Origin of the sequence: Flagellimonas meridianipacifica (assembly GCF_003001695.1) — a bacterium.
Lineage (GTDB): Bacteria > Bacteroidota > Bacteroidia > Flavobacteriales > Flavobacteriaceae > Flagellimonas > Flagellimonas meridianipacifica.
In genome coordinates, this window is the sequence record NZ_PVYX01000002.1 from 764,822 (window position 1) to 784,923 (window position 20,102).

Below are 20,102 nucleotides of genomic sequence, written 5' to 3' on the forward strand. Positions count from 1 at the left end.
TTAACGCAAGAACGTGACTTTGGCAATCTTACCATTCTCCACTTCATAAATTGCGGCAGCACTAAAATTTGAACCATTCATGGTGAGATATTCTTCATCAATCACCTTATTCCCGATTACCATTCGGTTTTTAATTTCGCAGTTTAAATCGGGAGTATTTTCAAAAAAAGAACCATAACCTTCGCGCATTTTTTCTTCCCCTTCAGAAAAAAGGGAATTGGGGAAATCGTATAGCTTAATGTCATTGGTATAGGTATCCATAAAGGCATCTATGTCCCTAGCGTTGTAAGCATCCAATTGTTTCTTCACTACAGCTTCGGCATCGCCTATTTCCTGATTTGGAAAAATAAAACTCATAGAGTTGATAAGTCCATTTGTAATCTGATATATTGCCACTTGATGTCCTTGTCTTCCGTCAACCATGGTAACTTCTTCGTCTATCACGTAGTTTCCCAATGCAATGCGCTTAATCACCTTTACATTGGTGTTTTTGGTGTTGGCAAAGAATCTTTCATAACTATCCAACATTTTGTCTTTTCCAACATACATAGTATCCGTAGGAAAACGCTGGGCCAAAACTCCTTCGGAATAACAGGAAAGAAAACCATTTAAATCCCTTCGATTGAACGTTTCGACTTGGCGCTGCACGATTTCTTTTGGAGAAACATCCGTGACCAACGCCAATCTGGTGCTACTAGGATTTACAGACATTCGAGATATTTTAAAGACTTGGTCTTTGTCGAAAACATGAAAATCAGTCCAAACACTATCTTTTTCTGGGTGAAACATGGCTATTCTATTATTATCTGGTGATAGAATCGTTCCATCTGATAGCCAAACCATATCTTCAATAGGATACTTAAGGCTTAGTATGATATCTTTTTTCTTGGAAGTTACATCGAGAGACTTGATTTGCCGAGGTTCTTTTTCAGAAGATGTTTTTTTGATATAACTGATTTCGTCTTTTCCTGGAATTTTATGCAATGAGCGTCCCACATTTTCATCCACAGTTATTTGGGATTCTTCCTTGAAGTCAATCAAAACTAGGTCCATACGGTTTTTCACAAGGACAGTCGCTATCAATATATGGTCGTTGTACCAAACGTGGTACCCTATTTTCAAATCACTTAAAGCCTCGGATTCACCTGTTTTGATATCATATTCGTAGAGTCTTTGTAGACCATTTAAATCCAAACGAATGGAGGAGACATTATCGGAATTTGGAATGCGTAAAGGAGAGTATTCGCTACCTATTGGCGTATTTGTAATCCACTTTGATGTGCTTCCTTTTGTGATATTGAATTGTTTGATATCGGTTTGTCCAGCTCTAGTTGATGAAAAAAGTACCGTATCATCGTTCCAAAAAGAAGGTTGATTGTCATAACCATGGTTGTTCGAAATATTTTTAGGGTTTGAAAGAGCAAGTTTTCCATTGCTCTTTTCCAAATCAAATAGATAAACCTCGGTGTTACCTTGAGCATGGATTGACGAAATGGCAAAATAGAAAAGGACAAAGTAGATTCCTTTTTTCATATTTGTGCGAATTGGTTCAACAATTCCCGGACTCTTTTGGTGCTTTCCACATGATATTTGGCCTGGGTTTTTTGGAGTCCAACTTTGACTGTTATTGCACTTTCAGGCAATTCTTGGAACATAAATTCATCCGTCCAGTCATCTCCAATGGCAAATACAAAATCATAATCTGCTTCTCCAAGCATACGGACTGAGGCTCTCCCCTTATTTACGTTGCTGCTTTTGACCTCCATTACTTTATTCCCATTGAGTACACTAATATCGTCATTTCCAATAAGGCTGGTAAGCACGGTGTTCAATTCAGTAGCTCTTTTTTGACCAAAATCTGGGTCGGTATTTCTGTAGTGCCATGCCATGGAATAGTTTTTCTCCTCAATAAACGAACCAGGGGTTCTATCTACAAAAGACTCAAGCACAGGCCGTATTTTTTCCATCCACTGGTCTTTCACTTTTTCCAAAAGCTTAAATTCTTCTCCTTCCTTGGAAATCCAAACACCGTGTTCCACAATCATGTTGTACTTTTTGTGCAAGAACCACTTGGTAAAGGTTTGCTTGTCTCGGCCACTAATTAGAAATAGGGTCGTGTTTTCTTGGGAGTTGATCTTATCCAAAAGCTCGTACAACTCCTCATCTGGCGAGGCTTTTTGTGGATCTTTATGAAATCCTGTCAGTGTACCATCATAATCCAGGAAAAGCAATCTGTTTTTGGCCTTTCCATAGTCTTCAATAACTTCTTGGGTTAAGGAAGGTGAAAGCTTTCGAGAAATATTGACATCCTCAACATCACTCTTTTTGTGTAGGGCATTCATAAACTCGTTGGCCCACACTTCCACATTGTATCGTTCCAATCTCTTTTGAAGAAACATATTACGCGCCATCTGCTCTTCTTTGGGCATGGTAATGGCATTTTTCAAAGTATCTGCTTGTTGCTCAAAATTATTGGGGTTGATGAGAAGCGCCTCGTTCATTTCATATGCAGAACCGGCCATTTCACTTAGAATGAGTACTCCTGTTTTATCGGTTCGAGTGGCAACATATTCTTTGGCAACTAAATTCATACCATCACGTAAAGGAGTCAACCAAGCAATATCACTGGAAGTATACAGGTCTATGAGATTCTCAAAGGGTAAAGAGCGGTAAAAATACCAGATTGGTGTCCAATTGACCGTTGATAGTTCCCCATTGATACGACCTACTAATTCATCAATTTCTCGCTTTAAAAGCTGATATTGGGGCACATTGGAACGTGAGGGTACCGCTAGGATAATCAAGCGCACTTTTTCTTTGTACTCAGGATATTTATTAAGAAAGTACTCAAAGGCATTGAGGCGTTTTGCTATTCCCTTACTGTAATCCAATCGGTCAATGGAAAGGATGAGTTTGGTATCTGGCGCGGAAGCTTTGTGATTATCCAATTTTTGCTGTAGGTCGCTTTTGTTGTTTTCCTTTCGTTCTTCGTGGGCAACTGCAGCATCTCTAAACTTCTTATAGTCAATGCCCATGGGAAAAGAATCGACTTTTATGACACGGTTGTCCAGATAGATATCGTTAAAACTAACATCCAGACCCAAAAGTCGTCTCACTGAACTCAAAAAGTGACGTTCATAGTCATACGTATGAAAACCGATTAAATCTGAGCCAAGAAGACCCTGCAGCACCTCTTCCCGCCAAGGTAGTGTTCTGAAAATCTCGTATGAAGGGAATGGGATATGAAGAAAAAAACCGATAGAGGTGTTGGGACGTTTTTCTTTTACCATCTGAGGTACCAGCATAAGCTGATAGTCGTGCACCCAAATAATATCTTCGTCACCCGCTTGCTCCAAAATGGCGTCTGCAAATTTTTGGTTGACCACTTTATAGGTGTTCCAAAAATCAAGTTCAAATTCTGAGTATTCCAGAAAATAGTGAAACAAAGGCCAAATGGTTCTATTACTGAAACCAAAATAGAAGCCCTCAACATCGTTTTCCGTTAGGCGTACCTTGGAACATCCATGATTTTCCAGTGCCTTATCAATCTCATTTTCAAGAGATTCAGGAATTTCCTCATCAGTCAATCCAGACCAACCAATCCAAAGACTTTCACCACCACTGTGAACAGACTTCATACCCGTGGCTAAACCACCAACGCTAGGTATGGCACTTAGGCCGCCATCACTTATTTGCAATTGTACTGGCAGTCTATTGGAAATAATTATAGTTTTACTCATGGATGGGTGATTTTAGGACAAAATGTAATAAAATTCCTATTTTTTCGATTTATGATAAGGTGAAAACCTGAATTTTCAACAGAAATATAATCCTCAACTATGGATAACCTAAATTACGGAATAATTGGAAACTGCCGAAGTGCTGCGCTTATTTCAGATACGGGTTCTTTGGATTGGTGTTGCTTGCCTCAATTTGATTCAACCTCGGTATTTGCTAAACTATTGGATGAGAAAAAGGGGGGTAGTTTTGAGATTAGGACAAAGTATAATTATGTAATTCATCAGGAATATTCTAAAAACACCGCAGTTCTAGTTACCCGTTATTCTGATGGGGAAAATACCTTTGAGGTCCATGATTTTATGCCAAGGTATTATAAGATGAACGGGAAAGGTAAATACAATTCCCCACCGGAAATCATCAGGTACATCAAGCATGTCTCCGGAACCCCAACTTTCAGTGTTGTTTATGATCCAAAATTGGAGTATGCTCTTGGCAGAACCAATAACTATGTAAAGGATGATTTCATTGTAAGTCTTACCAGCAAGCAAAAGTTTGATACCTTGTTTTTATACACATCTTTCGATAAGCAGAAAGTATTGGATGGGGAAGAGATACTCTTGAAGGAGGACGGATATTTCATGATTTGTTATAATGAGAAAATCTTGAAACCCACAACGGATAAGATGTCTTTGGAGCTGGAAAGAACTAAGATTTATTGGTTGGATTGGGTGGATAGAACTCCCACTTATAAAAAATTCAACAGTCAAATTATTCGAAGTGCCATTACGCTGAAAATGCTTACCTATGATAAAACAGGGGCAGTTCTAGCGGCGGCGACTACATCTTTGCCGGAAACCATTGGTGAAGTTCGCAATTGGGATTATCGATTCTGTTGGATTCGGGATGCTTCGATGGTCATCAAAGTAGTTTCCGAATTGGGGCACAAGAATTCTGCAAAACGCTACCTGCAGTTTATCATCGATTTAATGCCGGATAAGGATGAAAAGCTCCAAATCATGTATGGTATCAACAAGCAAAAGAAGCTTACGGAAAACACCTTGGACCATTTGGAAGGGTATAAGGGGTCCAGCCCTGTACGTATAGGAAATGCGGCATACAAGCAAAAGCAAAACGACATCTATGGTATTTTGATGGATGTAATTTACGAGCAGTTGGTCAAGTTTAGCAATGATATTGAGAATGGCGAGGAGTTGTGGAGCATTACCAAGGGTATTGTTTGGATTGTAGAAAAACATTGGAGAGAACCTGATAAGGGCATATGGGAGTTTAGAGGTGAGGACCAACATTTTACCTTTTCAAAAGTACTTTGTTGGGTAGCTATTGACAGAGCAATCAAAGTGGCCAAGATATTTGGTAAATCCAGAAAAATTGAAAAATGGACGGCCATTGAGCAAGAGATAAAATCAGACATTCATGAACATGCATGGAATCCGGAGAAAAATGCTTTTGTCCAGTCGTACGGTTCCAGTCATTTGGATGCCTCTGTGCTTTTGATGGAATCTTATGGATTTATTCATGCTAAAGACCCCAAGTTTGTGAACACCGTCCACGCCATTGAAGAAGAATTGAGCAATGATGGGCTTCTGTATCGTTATAAAAATGAGGATGATTTTGGTCTTCCTTCTTCGTCTTTTACTATTTGCACCTTTTGGTTCATCAATAGCTTGTTCAAAATAGGGGAGGAGGAAAAGGCCTTGGCTCATTTTGAGCGACTATTAAGTTATAGTAACCATTTGGGATTGTTCAGTGAGGATATAGATTTTAAAACCAAAAGATTGCTCGGTAATTTCCCTCAGGCCTATTCCCATTTGGCATTGATTGAATGTGCCATTAATTTTTCCAGAAAAAAGAGTGAGGAAAAGATATTGGAATCTATTGCTTAATCTCCTGTAATAGCTTTTCCGAAGCCGATCGGATTTTGTTGGTTAATACTTTGAGGTGTTCAACAGTAGCAAAGGGATTCATCAAAGAGGTTCTCAAATAATGCACACCTCTTATTGTGGTTTGCACCATATAAAAATCGCCTTCTTCCAACAGTTCTTGTCTCACCATTGCATTAAGCTCGTTTAAATCCTTAAGAGATAAATTGGGATTCACATATCGAAAACAAAGAATATTGGACATAGGGTATGTGGCAATCTCAAAATCGGGTTCTTTTAGAAGCATTTCTGCAAAATCCTTGGCCAGGTCATATTGTCGGGTTACGTAGGTGTCAAAAACCGCTTCTCCATAGAGTTTTAGAAGTAGGTACCAATGCATGCACATCATGGTTTTGGTACATTCAAAAGTTCTTCGACCACTGTTGTACCATTCGTCCTCTTGGGTTTCATTCAAAAGGTAATCAGCATCAAGACTAAATGTGTGATTGGCGTGGATTCTATTTCTGAACACTAAAGCCGTGGTTATAGTGGGCATCAACATCATTTTGTGACCGTCAATCACCATGGAATCGGATTTTTCAGCGCCTTTTAGAAGATGCTTATACTTTTCCGAAAAGATAGCCGCTCCCCCATGTGCTCCGTCCACGTGAAACCACAAGTCATACTTTTGGGCGAATGCCTGTATGGCCTCCAAATCATCATAAGCTCCAGTGGCTGTTGATGGTGCACTCCCAACAATGGCAAAAACCTGTATGCCCTGTGAAACACTTGTTCGGTAATATTCCTCCATTTTGTTAACATCCATTCCAAAGTTTTTGTTGGCAGGGACTTTAATAATTCCCTTTTCGCCTAACCCCATAATTTTGGCCGCCCGATCGACACAATAATGAGCCTCTTCACAAACCATAATACCCAAAGGTTTGGTATGTCCTTCGTTCCACACATCATGTTCAACTTTCGCTTTTCTGGCGGATAAGAGTGCTGTAAGATTGGCCAAAGTACCTCCAGATGTCAAAAAACCACCGGACTTGGAATCATATCCTACGGTTTCACAGATTTTGTCGGCAACTATGCGTTCAATGGCGTTTGAGGACATTCCCATTTCATAGACTGCCATTCCATTGTTCAATAGATTGCTCAACATACCCGATAGCAGGGTTATGGGAGCGGTAACTCCTACTTGGTGCCCTACATATTTTGGATTGTGGGTATGCGTTGTTCTTTTTAGAATTTCTTTAAAGAAGTCAGCTTCATTTCCATTTTCCAAAAAGTCCTTCCAAAATTGAAGCTCATTATCTGGCGGGTTCCATGATAAAACTTTATCCTCTTTTCCAGAAATCGTTCCCTCTATATGTTCACAAATTAGGTTTACTAAGCGATGGCTTTTATCCTTAAAAGTAACACTTGAAAAAATTTTTTCGAATGACTTTGATTCCATAAAAAAACATAGTTTCTTACCTCTAAAATTACAAACCTCTAATTTCTCTTCTGAATGAAAAGTACAGTTTTTCTTTCTCTATTTATTTTTATTTCCCATTTTACTTTTGGTCAAGCTGAATTTAGCTCTGGTTATTACATTGATAGAGATAATAATAAAGTGAAGTGCTTACTTCTTTTACAAGATTGGGATAACTCTCCGGGAACAGTTATTTATAAGCTAGACGAAAAAGGCTCGGAAATGGAGTTGAATCCTCAAAATTGCAAAGAGTTTGGTATAGAAGGAGAAGTTGTTTATCGATCGATTAGAGAGAAAATCCCTCGTACTGATGCAAAAGTAGTAGACAAAACCCAATCTAAGGAACCAAGATTTGTTTTGAAAAACCAGTTCGCCCAGGTATTAATGGAAGGAACAGTTTCGTTATATGAAACATTAAATAATGGCGAGGCTGCTTTTTTGGTACTAAACGACGAAGGAAATCTTACAGTTCTTGCTTATAAAGAATATATCGAAGATGGTTATGTAAGAAGGAACAACATTTTTAAACGCCAGATTCTTAAGGAATACAGCTGCTTGAAGGGTAATGAAATCCAGTCTTTAGAATATACAAGGAAATCTATGCTATCCTTCTTTAAAACTCTAAACAACTGTTTGGGAAATTCAGAGGTTACAATTTACCAAAGTAAAATAAATCAAAAACTATTCACATCTTTGAAAACCAAACTATGGATTGGGGTTAATCAAACTGGGTATGAAGCCAGAAACATTACTTCTGGACAAGTGGTTAAGTTCGATAATGGGATATCATTCCGAGCAGGCTTAGAAATTGAGAGTTTTTTTCGTAGCTCTAGTCCCAAGAAATTCTCTACATTTTTGGCTTTGGTATATTCGCAAATAGAAAATAGTATAGAATTACCATTTGACCAGGTCTCCAATGATGTTTTCACCTTAAAGGTTAACGCCTTAGAGTCATCTTTAGGAGCTAGATACTACTTGTCGTTATCTTCTGAAAGTGATGTTTTTTTGGATGTGGCTGTGTTGGCCAACTTCTATTTGGAAGCAAGTTTAAATGAGTCCGTAATGTTCGGAGGAGTGCTCGAAGACCGTCCAGATGAAGTAAATGAAATTGCTCCAATTTCAAGAAGTAATGATATTGTACCCTCATTTGGAATAGGGTATTCTTACAACAAAAAAGTATATTTAAGATTCAACTATTTATTGAATCAAAACTTAGTGGATGGGGATGTGCAGGGAGCACTATTTCAAAGGGATTCTTTATCTCAGATTTCACTTTCTTTAGGATATACTTTATAAAAAAACCGCTCTTTTAAAGAGCGGTTTTCCAAATAAGCTTGGTTTCAAGCGTTATTTGAATTAGTCAAAGGTATACCCATTATCTGCTGCAACTTTATCCGCGATCTGCGTGCGAAGCTCTACGACATTGGGTTGATTTGTATACTTGGTAAATCGTTTGAGTCCCATAAGCATCATACGTTGCTCATCTCCTTCAGCAAAAGAAACAATCGCCTCTTTTCCTTTTTGAATTACAATATCAACCGCGCGGTATAAATATAGTTTGGACATTGCTATTTGCGTGGCTTGAGATTCTTCTCCAAACCTTTTTGCATTTTTCTCTGTACGCAGAATGGCCGATTCGGTAAGATAAACCTGAATAAGAATATCAGAGGCAGCCATTAAAAGCATTTGATGCTTTTCCAAATCCGGACCAAATTTCTGGACCGCACTACCAGCAACCATTAGGAATACTTTTTTAAGCCTTGCTACCAAATCCTTTTCTTCAGCAAACAATTCAGAAAAGTCTGGTGCGTCAAACGAAGGAATTCCCATCAATTCCTCACCTACGGCAGTAGCTGGGCCAAGCAAATCCACATGTCCTTTCATGGCCTTTTTCACCAACATACCAACGGCCAACATGCGATTGATTTCATTGGTTCCTTCATAAATTCTTGAGATACGGGCATCTCTCCAAGCGGATTCCATGGGAGTATCCGCACTAAAGCCCATGCCTCCAAAAATCTGGATACCCTCATCAGAGGTATGTTGCACATGTTCGGATACAGCGACTTTCAAAATAGAACATTCAATAGCATATTCTTCTACACCTTTAAGCTCAGCTTCTTGGTGAGAGTTGCCTTCTGCTTCACGAATTGCAATTCTATCCTCAATATTTTTGGCAGCTCGATAACACGCGGCTTCATCTACATAGGCGTTAGTGGCCATGTCCGCAATTTTGGCTTTAATAGCCCCAAAGTTCATGATAGGAGTCTTGAACTGGATACGCTCATTGGCATATTTGGCCGCTTCGTTGATAACGCGACGTTGTGCTTCCAAACATGCTGCCGCCAATTTGATTCTACCCACGTTTAGGGCGTTCATGGCTATTTTGAAACCATTTCCACGTTCCGAAAGCATATTCTCTACTGGAACCTTGGTCTCATTGAAGAACACCTGACGGGTAGAGGAGGAGTGAATTCCCAATTTCTTTTCTTCATCGCCTAAGGTAATCCCATTGCTTGGATCGTTTTCAACGATAAAGCCAGTAATATTTTTGTCATCTTCGATTCGGGCAAACACAATAAAAAGATTACAGAATCCAGCATTGGATATCCACATTTTTTGCCCAGTAATGTTATAATGCTTGCCATCTTCAGAAAGAACTGCTTTGGTTTTTCCAGAATTGGCATCTGAACCTGCACCAGGTTCAGTCAAGCAATACGCACCAAACCATTCTCCTGAGGCTAACTTTGGCACATATTTTTGTTTTTGTTCCTCGGTACCGTAAAGGGTGATTGGCATAGTTCCGATACCAGTATGTGCACCAAAAGCGGTACTGAACGAGCCAGTTGCACCAGAAATATAATCACACACCAGCATGGTTGAAACAAAACCCATTCCCATTCCACCATAAGCTTCTGGAACTGCAACACTCAATAGTCCCAGCTCACCGGCTTTACGCATGGTCTCTTCCGTATAGGCATAATCCTTATGTTCAAAGCGCTCCCAATGTGCCCAAAGCTCGCGGTCCACAAACTCTTTGGTACTTTCGCGCATCATCTGCTGCTCCTCAGATAAATCTTCCAAGGTAAAAACATCTTCGCAGTCTGTCTCTTTAACAAGAAACTGACCACCTCTCAGTATTTCTTTATTTAGGGTTTCTGTGCTCATAGCTATATAATATTGTGTTGTTTTAGTTTAAAAATTCATAAATACCTGCTGCTCCTTGACCTGTTCCCACACACATGGTTACCATACCATATTTTCCTTTCATTTCCCGCTTGCGCATTTCGTCAAACAGTTGTACAGAAAGTTTAGCTCCAGTACAGCCTAGAGGATGTCCCAATGCGATAGCTCCTCCATTCACATTTACTATCTCTTGATTCAATCCCAATTCTCGTATTACGGCAAGGGACTGCGAGGCAAAGGCTTCGTTTAGCTCAATTAATTCGACATCTTCCTGCTTTAATCCTGCTTGTTTTAAAGCCTTTGGAATTGCTTTTACCGGACCAATCCCCATAATTCGTGGTTCCACACCGGCCGCAGCATAATTGACTAAACGGGCAATTGGTTCTAAATTGAGTTCTTTTACCATTTCTTCGCTCATCACCATAACAAAAGCGGCACCGTCACTCATTTGGGATGAGTTCCCTGCAGTTACGCTTCCACCGGCAGCGAAAACGGGTCTTAGCTTATTCAAGGTTGGAATATTAGTTCCTTTTCGGGGCCCTTCATCTTTACTGACCGTATATGTGGTAGTTTCTTTTTTGCCAGAATCGTTGACGAACGTATGCTCTACCTCGATAGGCACAATTTGATCCTGAAAACGATTTTCTTCTTGGGCTTTCAAAGCCTTCATATGGGAGTTATAAGCAAATACATCCTGGTCTTCCCTAGAAACCTTGAATTGCTGTGCTACCGCTTCTGCGGTTAGGCCCATTCCCCAATAATAATCTTCATTACCTTCTTTTGCAGTGGCATAATCAGGAGTGGGTTTATAACCACCCATTGGAATGTAGCTCATACTTTCGGAACCCCCGGCGATGATACAATCTGCCATTCCAGATTGGATTTTGGCTGTTGCGATTCCGATGGTTTCAAGTCCGGATGCGCAATATCTGTTGACCGTTACTCCGGGGACATCATCAATATTCAGACCCATTAAGGAAATCAAACGGGCCATGTTCAATCCTTGTTCTGCTTCCGGCATGGCGTTCCCTACAATGACATCATCGATTCGTTTTTTGTCCAATTGCGGCAACTCCTTCATCATGTGTTCAATGGTCTCCGCTGCCAATTCATCTGGTCTTTTAAACCGAAACAACCCTCTTGGGGCTTTTCCCACCGCGGTTCTATATGCTTTGACTATATATGCTGTTTTCATTTTAGTTTCTTAAAGGTTTACCTGTTTTCAACATATGCTGGATACGTTCCAGCGTTTTTCTTTCTGTACAAAGTGAAAGGAAGGCTTCTCGTTCAATATCCAAAAGGTATTGTTCCGTTACATAGCTTGCTTCGGACAGGTCTCCACCGGCCATAACATAGGCCAGTTTATCTGCTATTTTCCTGTCATGTTCCGAAATATAGTGACCCGCTTCCATGGAATCGGTACCTACGAGGAACATTCCTAAGGCTTGTTTTCCCAGAACCTTAACATCCTTTCTTCTAGGAGGTTGAGTATAACCTGATTCAGCCATCAACTTCGCATACGCTTTGGCCGTAGCTATTTGTCTATCCTTATTTACGACAATTACATCCTTTCCTTTTTGAAGGATTCCCAAGTCAAATGCCTCATATGCAGAAGTGGATACCTTCGCCATTCCAATCGTTAAGAAATACTCTTGTAATACGTTTAACTCTACATCGTTCTTACGGAAGGTATCAGAAGCGCGCAACGCCATTTCTTTAGAGCCACCTCCTCCAGGGATAACCCCTACACCAAACTCAACCAGTCCAATGTACGTTTCGGCTGCTGCCACTACTTTATCTGCATGCATGGAAAGCTCGCAACCACCGCCCAAACACATACCATGTGGGGCAGAAATGGTAGGGATGGATGAGTAACGCATTCGCATCACCGTATCTTGGAATGCTTTGATGGCCATGTTCAACTCATCGTATTCCTGCTCTACGGCCATCATAAAAATCATTCCGATGTTCGCACCAACGGAAAAGTTGGCAGCTTGGTTTCCAACCACCAAACCTTGAAAATCCTTTTCTGCAAGGTCGATTGCCTTGTTGAGTCCGGCAATGACATCTCCTCCAATTGTGTTCATCTTCGATTGGAACTCCACATTTAAGATGCCGTCTCCTAAATCTTCAACAACGACCCCGCTATTCTTGAATACTGCATTGGATTCCCTAATGTTATCTAAAATGATGAAGGCATCTTGTCCTGGAACCTTTTCCATGGACTTTTTTGGAATATCATAATAATAAGTAGCTCCTTCTTTAACTGAATAGAAAGAAGTAACACCAGAAGATTTCATGTCAGCAACCCATGAGGCGGCTTCCAAGCCTTCGGCTTTAATGAATTCCAATCCCTTGTCCAAGCCTACGGCATCCCAAATTTGAAAAGGACCGTGCTCCCAGCCAAATCCGGCTTTCATGGCATCATCTATTTTATAAAGCTCATTGGAAATTTCGGGTATCCGATGCGACACATACGCAAAAAGTGCCCCAAAACTCTTTCTGTAAAACTCACCAGCTTTATCCTTTCCATTGACCAATACTGAAAAACGGTCTATTACTTTATCTATCGTTTTGGTGAGTTCCAATGTGGCAAACTTTGCACTCTTTTTGGAGCGATAATCCATCGAGTCCAAATCGAGGGTAAGAATTTCACTTTTACCACTATCATTCTTCACTTTTTTATAAAAGCCCTGTCCTGACTTACTTCCCAACCACTTGTTTTCCATTAGGGTATTGATAAAATCTGGAAGTTGGAAAAGCTCCAATCGCTCATCGTCCTTACAGTTTTCATGTATACCATTGGCTACATGGACCAAAGTATCCAGACCAACTACATCCACTGTTCTGAAGGTGGCCGATTTAGGTCTCCCAATTACAGGACCCGTGAGTTTGTCGACCTCTTCAACGGTCATGCCCAAATCCTTTACCGCATGAAAGAGACTTTGAATACTAAAGATTCCTATTCTATTGCCGATGAAAGCAGGGGTGTCTTTAGCAACTACTGATGTTTTACCTAGGAACTTTTCACCATATCCGTTGAGAAAATCCAATACTTCTGTCGAGGTATTGGGGCCGGGAATTATTTCGAAAAGTTTTAAATATCGTGCAGGGTTGAAAAAGTGAGTTCCACAAAAATGCTTCTGAAAGTCCTCGCTTCTCCCTTCGCCCATAAATTTGATGGGAATTCCAGATGTGTTGGAAGTAATGAGGGTACCTGTAGTTCTGTACTTCTCTAGGTTTTCAAACACTTGTTTTTTAATGTCCAACCGTTCTACGACAACCTCGATTATCCAATCTACCTCGGCCACTTTAGCGATATCATCTTCGAGATTACCGGTTGTGATGCGGTCAGCAAACTTTTTATGATAAATAGGGGACGGCTTGGATTTAAGTGCCCCTGTCAATGAATCGTTCACCAATCTATTGCGGACTACTTTGTCGGAAAGACTCAAACCTTTTGCCTTTTCTTTTTCGTTGAGTTCTCTTGGAACGATGTCCAACAATAATACTTCGACACCGATATTGGCAAAATGACAGGCAATACCACTTCCCATGATGCCCGAGCCAATTACGGCGACTTTATTGATGTGTCTTTTCATCTAAGAATTGAAATTAATTAGTCGTTGTTTTTATATAAATTTTCTTATCCAGAATAAGTTTGTTGATGGTTTCCATAGTTTTAAAAAATCCATGCAAGTCATCTTCACTGAGCTGTTCTTTCACCACATCATTGAAACGAAGTACTACATCTTTTGAATCCTTGCGTTTTTGAAGTCCGAGACCCGTAAGATGAATTAGCACACCTCTACCATCTTTGGGATTGGGTTTTCGTTCAATGTAACCGCGTTCCTCCATATTTTTTAGGATACGGGAAAGGCTGGTCGCTTCCATTCCCATTTTGGGGCCTAAAGCAGTACTAGGTGTTCCCTTTTTTGGGTCAATGCTTAATAAGGTAAACCCTAAAGCCATGGTCAATCCATAATTCTTGGCCTCTTCATTGTACATCTTTATTACAGCTTGCCAAGTGGCACGAAGGGCGTGGTCAATGGTCATATCTTTCATAGAACTCTCTTGGTTCTCAAAGATAGCAAAATTTATTATGCATGCATAATAAATTTTTGTGAAACGAATTTTCCTAAAAAGAAAAATCCTGCGGTTAGGCAGGATTTAGCTAATAAATCAAATGGATTTAGTGACCGTATATATTATTATATAGGTCCAAGTACTTTTCTTTTACAATCTTTCTCCGGAGTTTCATAGTAGGAGTTAGATGTCCATCATCCACACTCCATACATCGGGTGTAAGTCTAAATTGTTTTACTTTTTCCCACTTAGCAAAATCAGTATTGGCCAAATCCACCTCTTCCTGGATTCGGGCAATTACCTTATCGTTTAAAACAATATCAGAATTTTCACTTACAGTGACATCATGCCTATTGGCCCACTCATATAAAAATTCAAAATTGGGTTGTATCAATGCGGCTGGCATTTTTTCTCCTTCGCCAACAACCATAATTTGCTCGATAAAACGGGATTGTTTGAAGCGATTTTCCAAAATCTGGGGAGCAACGTATTTTCCACCGGAGGTTTTGAACATCTCTTTTTTCCGGTCTGTGATTCGTAAAAAACCTTGCTCGTCCACTTCCCCAATATCCCCAGTATGGAAATACCCGTCTTTGAGTACTTCCTTAGTCTTTGTTTCATCCTTGTAGTACCCCATCATTACATTAGGGCCTTTACAAAGTATTTCGCCATCGTCAGCAATCTTAACCTCCACATCAGTAATAATGCGGCCAACAGAACCTATTTTCCATCCTTTTCCTGACTCTTGATTTACTGAAATCACTGGAGAAGTTTCGGTAAGTCCATATCCTTCCATCACTGGCATTCCAGCTGCCGCAAAGACCCTTGCCAATCGTTGTTGCAAAGCTGCACTACCCGAAACCATTGTAGTTAAATTACCTCCAAGGGCTTCTTGCCACTTGCTGAAAATCAACTTACGCGCGAGACCCAATCTTTTTTCGTACCACCAACCGTTTTGACCGTAAGGTTCGTATTTAAGCCCTAATTCTACGGCCCAGAAAAACAGTTTCTTTTTAATTCCAGTAAGAGCTGTTCCCTTTGCAATAATAGCATCGTATACCTTTTCCAAAAGACGAGGCACCACTGTCATCACATCTGGTTTCACCTCTTTTACATTGTCACTTATCTTATCCAACCCTTCGGCGAAATGAATTTCAATACCACAATATTGATAGAGATACAGAATCATTCGCTCAAAAATATGGCAAACAGGCAAAAAGCTTAGTGCTATTCCCCCGGACTCAAAAGGTACTCGTTCTTCACTAGAGATTACGTTAGACACTATATTATTATGGGATAGCATTACACCCTTAGGTCTTCCAGTGGTTCCCGAAGTGTATATCAAAGTGGCCAGGTCTCCAGGTTGTACTTTCTCTTTGCGTGCTTCAACATCTTCTTGGTTGGAAGTATCTGCTCCCAATTCAACAACTTCTTTCCAGTTTTTGCAGTTTTCCAGGTCATCAAAAGAGTACACATCTTTCAGCTTTTTTAGATTAGAGCTAATGGACAATACTTTTTCCAAAACTTCAGAACAGGAAACAAAGCAGTATTTAGCTTCAGAATGATTCAGTACGTACTCATAATCTTCTTCCGAAATGGTAGGATAAATGGGTACATTTTGCGCTCCAATTTGAAGCACACCAATATCCATGATGTTCCATTCTGTTCTATTGGTCATTGATATGACCGCAATTTTATCGCCAGCTTTAACTCCAAGTCGTAATAGACCACGACTTACCGCGTTGGCTTTATTAATATATTCTTGTGTGGATGTGGAAACCCATTTATCTCCATATTTGGTCACCAAAGCATTGTTTAAAGGATTGTTCTCCAGTTGGTGATAGGGGAAATCAAAGAGTCGGGTTACTTTTTGCATAGTAAGTTACTGTTATGAAATTGCAAAATAGGGAAAGGAAGCGGGATTTTAAAATGGCATCCCTAAAATCAATATCAAAAATTTGCCAAAAGTTTAATTTTGGTTTTGTTGTTCAATCCACTCTTTAGCATTATGAAAAGCCAATATCCATGGGGAGATTGAATCGTTTCTATCCTTTGGGTAATGAGCCCAGTTCCATGGAAACATACTTCTTTCAATATGGGGCATGGTCACCAAGTGGCGACCTGTATTATCGCAAAGCATAGCCACATTATAGTCACTTCCATTTGGATTGGCGGGATAGCTGGAATACCCATATTTCGCTACGATTTCATATTTATCTTCTGGAAGAGGTAAACTAAATTTCCCTTCACCATGTGAAATCCAAACCCCCAAAATTGTTCCTTCCAAGCCAGACAGCATCACGGAATTGCTTTTCTGAACTTTTACCGAAGTGAAATTGCTTTCGTGCTTGTGGGATTCATTGTACGTCATTCTTCCATGTCGTTCCCCATGCTCAGGATTTATCAAATCCAGTTCCATGAATAATTGGCAACCATTGCATATGCCTACGGACAGCGTATCTGGTCGTTCAAAAAACTTTTTGATTGCCTTGTTGGCTCTTTCGTTGTAACGTATGGCCCCGGCCCAACCTTTGGCACTTCCTAACACATCCGAATTTGAAAAACCTCCAACTGCACCCAAGAACTGAACGTCTTCTAAGGTTTCCCTTCCTGAGATAAGGTCAGTCATATGTACGTCTTTCACTTCAAAGCCAGCCAAAAACATGGCATGCGCCATTTCTCGTTCTGAATTACTTCCTTTTTCGCGCAGAATCGCAGCTATCGGCTTTTTTCCACTTTTTGATGGAGTTGGGTAATACACCGAGCTATCAAATGATTCTGGGAAAACATAATGCAAGGACTGGTTCTTATAATTTGAGTAGCGTTCTTTGGCTAATCCTTTGGCTGTTTGCTTTTCATCCAATAAGTAAGAAGTCTTATACCATGTATCACGAAGTGAAGCCACATTTAGGCCCATTTCAACCCCATGATTCTTAATTCTTAGTTCACCCTTAGCTAGAGGAGAACCAATTTTGATGGCGTTTAAACGTTGTGCTGTTGAATCATTGGTCTGGAATACAATACCTATATTTTCAGAAAAGAGAAGCTTTATGGTATCTGATTCTCCCAAAGTGGTTAGGTCAAGTTCTGCTCCTAAATCGGTATCGGCAAAGCAAATTTCCAACAATGTGGTTATCAAGCCACCTGAACCTACATCATGTCCTGCCAAAATGTTTCCTGATTTGATTTCTTCCTGAACTGCGTTGAACGAATTTTTAAAATAAGCTGCATCTGTTATATTGGGTGCATCCGTGCCAACGGCATTCAATATTTGATAAAAACTGGAACCACCTAATTTAAACTGGTCTTGACTTAAGTTGAGATAATAAATATCTCCGCCTTCCTTTTGCAAAACGGGTTCTACAACCTGCGTTAAATCAGAACAATGTCCTCCCGCAGAAATAATTACAGTACCTGGAGCAATAACTTCCTTGTCCTGATATTTTTGCTTCATGCTCAGTGAATCCTTTCCTGTTGGAATGTTGATGCCCAAGGCAATAGCAAATTCTGAGCATGCCTCAACGGCTTGGTATAATCTAGCATCTTCTCCAGGATTACGACAAGGCCACATCCAGTTAGCTGAAAGTGAAACTGATTCCAATCCTTTTTCCAAGGGTGCCCAAACAATATTGCTCAGCGATTCGCCTATGCTATTTCGACTTCCCGCAACTGGGTCGATGAGTCCTGAAATAGGGGAGTGGCCAATGCTAGTGGCAATCCCTTCTTTTCCTTTAAAATCCAAAGCCATCACCCCGCAATTGTTGAGGGGTAACTGTAGTGGACCTGCACATTGCTGTTTAGCTACACGGCCGCCAACACAGCGGTCCACCTTATTGGTTAACCAGTCTTTACAAGCTACGGCCTCCAACTGCAGTACTTGCTCCAAATAGTCATGAAAATGTTCCAAACTGTACGATGCTTCCCCAAAATTGCTTTTGACCGTCCTATCCTCCATTATGGTTTTTGGCGAACTTCCAAACAAGGCTGAAAGCTCCAAATCCATTGGTTTTTCATTTTTTACTGTGGATTCAAAAGAAAAATGATGGTCTCCTGTAACCTTACCCACATTGTAGATGGGTGACCGTTCTCGTTCGGATACGCGTTGAAGTAATTCTTGGTCTTTTTCCGAAATAACCAATCCCATTCTTTCCTGACTTTCATTACCAATGATTTCTTTGGATGATAGCGTAGGGTCACCAATGGGCAGCTTATCCAAGTAGATTTTCCCACCGGTATCCTCAACAAGTTCGGAAAGGCAATTCAAATGCCCACCTGCCCCGTGATCATGAATGGAAACTATGGGATTATCATGACTTTCAACCAACCCACGAATGGCATTGGCTGCTCTTTTTTGCATTTCGGGATTGGAACGTTGAACCGCATTTAGTTCTATGGCAGCTTCAAACTCCCCTGTGTCCGCACTGGAAACTGCAGCTCCACCCATTCCTATCCGATAGTTGTCACCGCCAAGAATTATAATATTATCTCCTTTTTTTGGAGTATCCTTTAAGGCTTGTTCACTCTTGCCATATCCTATACCGCCCGCCAGCATGATGACCTTGTCAAACCCTAGGAGATGCGCGTCTTCCTTATGTTCAAAAGTCAATACCGAACCTGAAATCAAAGGTTGTCCAAACTTATTTCCGAAATCAGATGCTCCGTTGCTGGCCTTTATCAAAATATCCATCGGGGTTTGATAGAGCCAATCCCGCTCTGGGAATGCCTTTTCCCAAGGGCGAGTTTCTTCCAACCGGGAGTAGGATGTCATGTAAACCGCTGTTCCTGCTAGGGGCAATGCACCTTTTCCTCCTGCCAACCGGTCACGAATCTCACCTCCGGAGCCGGTAGCCGCTCCGTTAAAAGGCTCTACGGTGGTAGGAAAGTTATGAGTCTCGGCTTTTAAAGATAGGACAGAATCAAAGTCTGTTTCCTCGTAGAAATCTGGTTTGTCCGCACTTTTAGGGGCAAATTGTACCGCTTTGGGACCTTTAATGAAAGCAACATTGTCCTTATAGGCTGAAACAATATCATTGGGGTTTTCTTGAGAAGTTTTCTTGATTAATTTAAACAAGGAGCTTGGTTTTTCTTCTCCGTCAATTACAAAGGTCCCATTGAATATTTTATGTCGACAATGTTCTGAATTCACTTGGCTAAACCCAAAAACTTCGGAATCCGTAAGTTTTCTACCCAAGGATTTTGATAATTCTTCCAAATATTCAACCTCTTCTGGGTTGAGCGCTAAGCCCTCCTGTTGATTGTACTTTTCAATATCATCAATCTCTTTTATAGGTTCTGGAACGATATCGATATTGAAAATAGATTGATGAAGGCCTTTATATTTTTGAGACAACATTGGGTCATAGTCTGAAAATCCTTCTGCCACAGATTGGAACTCTTCAATCCTTAAAATGCCTTGAATTCCCATATTTTGGGTAATTTCTGTGGCATTTGTGCTCCAAGGAGTTATCATAGTGACACGAGGACCAACAAAAAAGGCGTCAAGTGACGCCGCGTGTATCTTAGGTTGGTTGCCAAACAACCATATCAGTTTTTCAATGTCTTGAGGTGCAATTTCTTGAGTAGTTTGGACGGCAAAAACCTTTTTAGTTTCGTCCCCAAAGAAATGAATCATACAAACTGTGAATTGAACGGTTTTTAGAAAGTGCGAATTTAAGCTATTCCTTGCTTTTTTCCTCTTTGCAATGTGATAGTTATTCAATGAATTGTTAACG

At 40.4% G+C, this 20,102-nt stretch carries 11 protein-coding genes; 2 read left to right on the forward strand and 9 right to left on the reverse strand.

Going from position 1 to position 20,102, the window contains the following annotated elements; translation table 11 throughout:
* Entirely contained in the window at positions 1-1,533 is a 1,533-nt protein-coding gene (locus CLV81_RS13510) for a nuclear transport factor 2 family protein (protein ID WP_106145630.1), read from the reverse strand.
* On the reverse strand, positions 1,530-3,740 hold the full coding sequence (locus tag CLV81_RS13515) for a bifunctional alpha,alpha-trehalose-phosphate synthase (UDP-forming)/trehalose-phosphatase (protein WP_106145631.1): 2,211 nt from the start codon (positions 3,738-3,740) through the stop codon (positions 1,530-1,532). The genes CLV81_RS13510 and CLV81_RS13515 overlap by 4 nt, the downstream gene beginning before the upstream one ends.
* Positions 3,741-3,839: 99 nt before the next feature.
* Between CLV81_RS13515 and CLV81_RS13520 the strand changes: the two genes are divergently transcribed.
* A complete protein-coding gene (locus tag CLV81_RS13520; protein ID WP_106145632.1) occupies positions 3,840-5,645 on the forward strand; it encodes a glycoside hydrolase family 15 protein in 1,806 nt (601 codons plus the stop codon).
* Here CLV81_RS13520 and CLV81_RS13525 read toward each other — a convergent pair.
* A complete protein-coding gene (locus tag CLV81_RS13525; RefSeq protein ID WP_106145633.1) occupies positions 5,635-7,080 on the reverse strand; it encodes a pyridoxal phosphate-dependent decarboxylase family protein in 1,446 nt (481 codons plus the stop codon). The genes CLV81_RS13520 and CLV81_RS13525 overlap by 11 nt on opposite strands.
* Positions 7,081-7,134: 54 nt before the next feature.
* On the opposite strand from CLV81_RS13525, the gene CLV81_RS13530 reads away from it, so the two are divergent.
* The gene (locus tag CLV81_RS13530) at positions 7,135-8,394 is read left to right on the forward strand and encodes a hypothetical protein (RefSeq protein WP_106145634.1); all 1,260 of its coding nucleotides are present in this window, start codon (positions 7,135-7,137) and stop codon (positions 8,392-8,394) included.
* Between the two features lie 60 nt (positions 8,395-8,454).
* On the opposite strand, the gene CLV81_RS13535 is transcribed toward CLV81_RS13530, so the two are convergent.
* The 6 genes from CLV81_RS13535 to purL all read right to left on the reverse strand — a co-directional run bounded on the left by CLV81_RS13535 (position 8,455) and on the right by purL (position 20,002).
* Positions 8,455-10,266, reverse strand: coding sequence for an acyl-CoA dehydrogenase family protein (locus CLV81_RS13535; protein WP_106145635.1), 1,812 nt, complete (start codon positions 10,264-10,266; stop codon positions 8,455-8,457).
* 22 nt (positions 10,267-10,288) lie between these two features.
* Positions 10,289-11,479 (reverse strand): acetyl-CoA C-acyltransferase, encoded by a 1,191-nt coding sequence (locus CLV81_RS13540; RefSeq protein WP_106145636.1) that lies wholly within the window; start codon positions 11,477-11,479, stop codon positions 10,289-10,291.
* Position 11,480: 1 nt separating this feature from the next.
* The gene (locus tag CLV81_RS13545) at positions 11,481-13,886 is read right to left on the reverse strand and encodes a 3-hydroxyacyl-CoA dehydrogenase/enoyl-CoA hydratase family protein (protein WP_106145637.1); all 2,406 of its coding nucleotides are present in this window, start codon (positions 13,884-13,886) and stop codon (positions 11,481-11,483) included.
* Positions 13,887-13,899: 13 nt separating this feature from the next.
* Complete coding sequence (locus CLV81_RS13550; RefSeq protein ID WP_106145638.1) at positions 13,900-14,349, reverse strand: MarR family winged helix-turn-helix transcriptional regulator; 450 nt, start codon at positions 14,347-14,349, stop codon at positions 13,900-13,902.
* Positions 14,350-14,476: 127 nt separating this feature from the next.
* On the reverse strand, positions 14,477-16,246 hold the full coding sequence (locus CLV81_RS13555; protein ID WP_106145639.1) for an AMP-dependent synthetase/ligase: 1,770 nt from the start codon (positions 16,244-16,246) through the stop codon (positions 14,477-14,479).
* A 93-nt stretch (positions 16,247-16,339) separates the two neighbouring features.
* The gene (gene purL, locus CLV81_RS13560) at positions 16,340-20,002 is read right to left on the reverse strand and encodes a phosphoribosylformylglycinamidine synthase (protein WP_106145640.1); all 3,663 of its coding nucleotides are present in this window, start codon (positions 20,000-20,002) and stop codon (positions 16,340-16,342) included.
* Positions 20,003-20,102: the final 100 nt, after the last annotated feature.